At 71.2% G+C, this 3,799-nt stretch carries 1 protein-coding gene and 1 pseudogene; both read left to right on the top strand.

Features of this window, described 5'->3' with window-relative positions; all coding sequences use genetic code 11:
* Positions 1–183 precede the first annotated feature (183 nt).
* Positions 184–1,629 carry an MFS transporter gene (locus VHK87_RS13030; RefSeq protein WP_329635327.1) on the top strand — a complete coding sequence of 482 codons (1,446 nt, stop codon included), beginning with the start codon at positions 184–186 and terminating at the stop codon, positions 1,627–1,629.
* A gap of 146 nt (positions 1,630–1,775) precedes the next feature.
* Positions 1,776–3,799, top strand: a pseudogene (locus VHK87_RS13025) (hypothetical protein); the annotation flags it as partial.

Here is a 3,799-nt window from a genome sequence, read left to right as displayed (position 1 = left end):
GCTGCGGCGCAGCCGAAGCGTCGGTACCGGGCAACGGTGGCCGCGGGCGTCGACAACGATCTCCGGGTCGGGCATCCCGGCTCCATAGGGCGCCTGGCGCCCAGGCCCAAGGGCCCCGTGCAGCCAAGCTTCGAGCTGGTGCGTTCACAACCAAAGCAGGGGATTCAGCGCCGGGAAGCCTTCATGTCCGAGACGATCTTCGAGACACGCGTGCCTGCGCGCCTGGACCGGCTGCCGTGGAGCCGGTTCCATTGGCTGGTCGTCTTCGCGCTCGGCGTCACCTGGATCCTGGACGGCCTCGAAGTGACCCTGGTGGGCTCGCTGTCGCCCGCCATTCGCGCCGAGAGCGGCCTCGGCCTCACCGCCCAGCAGATCGGCCTGGCCGGCAGCGCCTACATCGCCGGCGCGGTGCTGGGGGCCGTGGTGTTCGGCCGGCTCACCGACCGCTTCGGCCGGCGAAAGCTCTTCACCATCACCGTCGGCGTCTACCTGGTCGCCACCATCCTCACCGGCTTCTCCTGGGACTTCTACTCCTTCCTGGTGTTCCGGTTTCTCACCGGCGCGGGGATCGGCGGGGAATACGGGGCGGTGAACTCGGCCATCGACGAGCTGATCCCGGCCAGGCGCCGGGGGCAGGTGGCGCTGGCCATCAACGGCAGCTTCTGGGTAGGCGCGGCGCTCGGCGCCCTCAGCTCCGTGGTTGTCCTGGACCCCAATGTCATCGATCCCGCGCTTGGGTGGCGGCTGGCCTTCGTGGTCGGGGGCCTGCTGGCGCTGATCATCATCTGGGTGCGCCGGTTCATCCCCGAGAGCCCGCGCTGGCTGATGACCCACGGGCGCCACGAGATCGCCGAAGAGATCGTCACCGGGATCGAGGAGTCGGTGGCGCGGCGGCACGGCCCGCTGGAGCCGGTCGAACACCTGCCGCCGATCCGCCTGCACCGGCGCGGCCACACGCCGTGGAGCCAGATCTTCCACACCCTCTTCCGCCGCCACCCGGAGCGGACCTTCCTGGGCGTCGTGCTGATGGCCACCCAGGCCTTTTGCTACAACGCGATATTTTTCACCTACGCGCTTATCCTCACTGACTTTTATGACATCCCGGCCTCCAGCATTGGCTGGTTCATGCTGCCCTTCGCGGCGGGCAACTTCCTGGGCCCGCTGCTGCTGGGGCGGCTGTTCGACACCATCGGCCGGCGCAAGATGATCAGCGCCACCTACGCGCTGGCCGGGGTGCTGCTGTGCGTCACCGGCTGGTTGTTCAGCGAGGGGCTGCTGACGGCGGTGGCGCAGACGGCGGCCTGGACGGTGATCTTCTTCTTCGCCTCGGCGGCGGCCAGCGCCGCCTATCTGACGGTGGGCGAGTTGTTCCCGCTGGAGACCCGGGCCATCACCATCTCGCTGTTCTACGCCTTCGGCACCCTGCTGGGCGGGGTGGCCGGCCCGTGGCTGTTCGGCTTCCTGATCGACACCGGCGAGCGCTCACAGATCCTGATCGGCTATCTGATCGGCGGCGGGCTGATGCTGCTGGCGGCCGTCGTGGAGCTGTGGCTCGGCGTGGCCGCCGAAGGCCGCTCGCTCGAGGAGGTCTCCAGCCCGCTCTCGCAGGTGCTGGAGGACGTGCCCTAGGCGGACGGGGGCCGCGCCAGGGCCTAAGAGTGCGTCGCCACCGGTTTCCTGCTCATTTTGGTGCGGCCAGGCCCTGCCTTGGCCCAAATTGCGCTATCACCTCACCACAAGTTTGAAGCTGCGCCTTGAGTCCTGCTGAAGCCGACATGCCCGAGCCTCGCCCGGCGCCGCGAAAGCCGCGCCGGATCGGGCTGTTGTGGCTGGCAGTTGCGGCGGTGCTGGCGCTCCTCGTGCTGATGCTCGCCATCGCCTACCTGGCCCGGAGGGACCTGGCGCGGAACGCCCTGTCCGACTGGCTGGAGGAGCGGGGCGTCGCCTCCCAGATCGAGATCGAGAAGTTCGGCCCGACCGGCGCGGTGGCGCGGATCAGGGTGGGCACGCCGGGCGATCCGGAGTTCACCGTCGAGCGGGCGGAGATCGAATACGGCCTTCTGGGCCTCTGGTCCGGCGACCCCTTTGTCGAGGTGCGGCGGGTGCGGCTGGTCCGGCCGATCGTTCGCGGCTCCTGGCGGGACGGCAAGCTCAGCTTTGGAGCCCTGGACCCGCTCATCGAGGAATTCAGCAAGCGCCCGCCGCGCCCCGACGCCCGCCGGCCGTTGATCCTCGTCGAGGATGGGCTGGTCGGGCTCGACACCGAATATGGCCTGGCCCGGTTGCGCGGCGATGCACGCATCGAGGACAACAAGCTGAGGAGCCTGGAGGCGCGCCTGGCGCCCGTGGCGGCCAAGGCGGCCGGCGTCGACCTGGCGGTGCGCGGCGGCGAGATCAGCCTGAAGACGACCGGCGACCGCGTCGCCTTCTCCGTCGGCGCCATCCTCGGAGAGGTCAAAGGGAAGGGTCTGGCCGCCGAGGAGAGTTTCCTGCGGCTGAACGGCGAGGGACCTTATCCCGACCTGGAAAAACGCCGTGGCGACGGGGCTTTGTCGCTGACTCTTACGGGCGGGTCGCGGCAGTTCGAGTGGGCCGGCGCGCGGACCGGGGGCGGCGAGTTCACCGCCCGCTTCAACGGCCGTTCGGCCGGCTGGCTGGACGACCTGTCGATCGGCGGACGGGGGACCTTCGAGGCGCATGCGGAGACCGGATCCGCCGCCGGCGCGTCCGTGCAGCGCATTTCGATCGAAGGCGAAGCGCCCACCTTGATCTGGACCCGCACCGGACCGGATCGGCTGAACGGCCAGGGGCGGCTATCCGCCAGCGTCGGCGAGCTGGTGCAGGGCGACCTGCGGCTGCGCGACGTGGCGGCGAACTTCCGCGGCTCGGCTGCGGGCGGGGTCGAGCAGGCGGCGCGGCTGCATCTCACCGGGTCGGCCTCGGCGCGCGGCGCCTGGACGGGCCTCGGGCGCATCGAGGCGGCCGACGATCCGGGCATCGCCGCGCTCAAGCGCACCCTGGGCGGGTTCGATCTGCGGGCGCCCGCCGTCAGCCTCGACCAGACCGGAGGGGGCCTCGTGGTCGCGTTGGGCGCGCCGGCGAGGCTGGTCGGGGCCGGCGGCGGTCAGCTCGCTTTGACCCCAAGGGCCGGCCGACCGGTCTACGACGACGGCGCCGGCGCCTTCGTGCTTCGGGCCAGCGGCGGGGGCCTGCCGCAGGCCGAGTTCGCGGTAGACCGCTACACGGCCGGCGCGGCCGGTTTCGTCGCCCAAGGTCGGGGCCGCATCGATGGCGACTTCCTGCTGTTCCGAGGAGCCGAGCTGCAGCTGACCGGCGCGCTTCGGGCCCGGGATGGGGCGATCAGCGTGACTTCCCGCGGCTGCAGGCCGGTCCGCGCCGAGCGGCTGGAGCTGGGCGAAAACGACGTGCACGACGTCAGCGGTCAGTTCTGCGCCACCGCAGCGCCGCTGCTCACGATGGACGATGGCGCCTGGCGGGTTCGAGGGGCGATCCGAGACGGCTCGGCCGCGGCGCCCTTCCTTGAGACGCGGTTCACCGGCGGGGCCGGCAGCCTGGACGTGGGCGGCCGGGGCGAGGCCCTGACGCTGCGGGCGGGCATCCAGACCGTCCAGGTGATCGACACCGTCGCGCCATTGCGGTTCCACCCGGTCCGCATGAGCGGCGAGGCCAACGCCTCGCGCGGGCTGTGGAGCGGCCGTTTCGACCTGACGACGCCCGCCGGCCACGCCCTCGGACAGGCCGTGCTGCGCCACGAGGACGCCACCGAGAGCGGCTCCTT

It is taken from the genome of Phenylobacterium sp., from assembly GCF_036263695.1.
GTDB lineage: Bacteria > Pseudomonadota > Alphaproteobacteria > Caulobacterales > Caulobacteraceae > Phenylobacterium.
Note: the sequence above shows the minus strand (reverse complement) of the source record. Positions and strands in the feature narration are given on the sequence as shown.

What these genes read in the sequence shown, in the direction of transcription:
- VHK87_RS13030 (WP_329635327.1), top strand. Translation starts at nt 184, where the DNA reads ATGTCCGAGACGATCTTCGAGACACGCGTGCCTGCGCGCCTGGACCGG.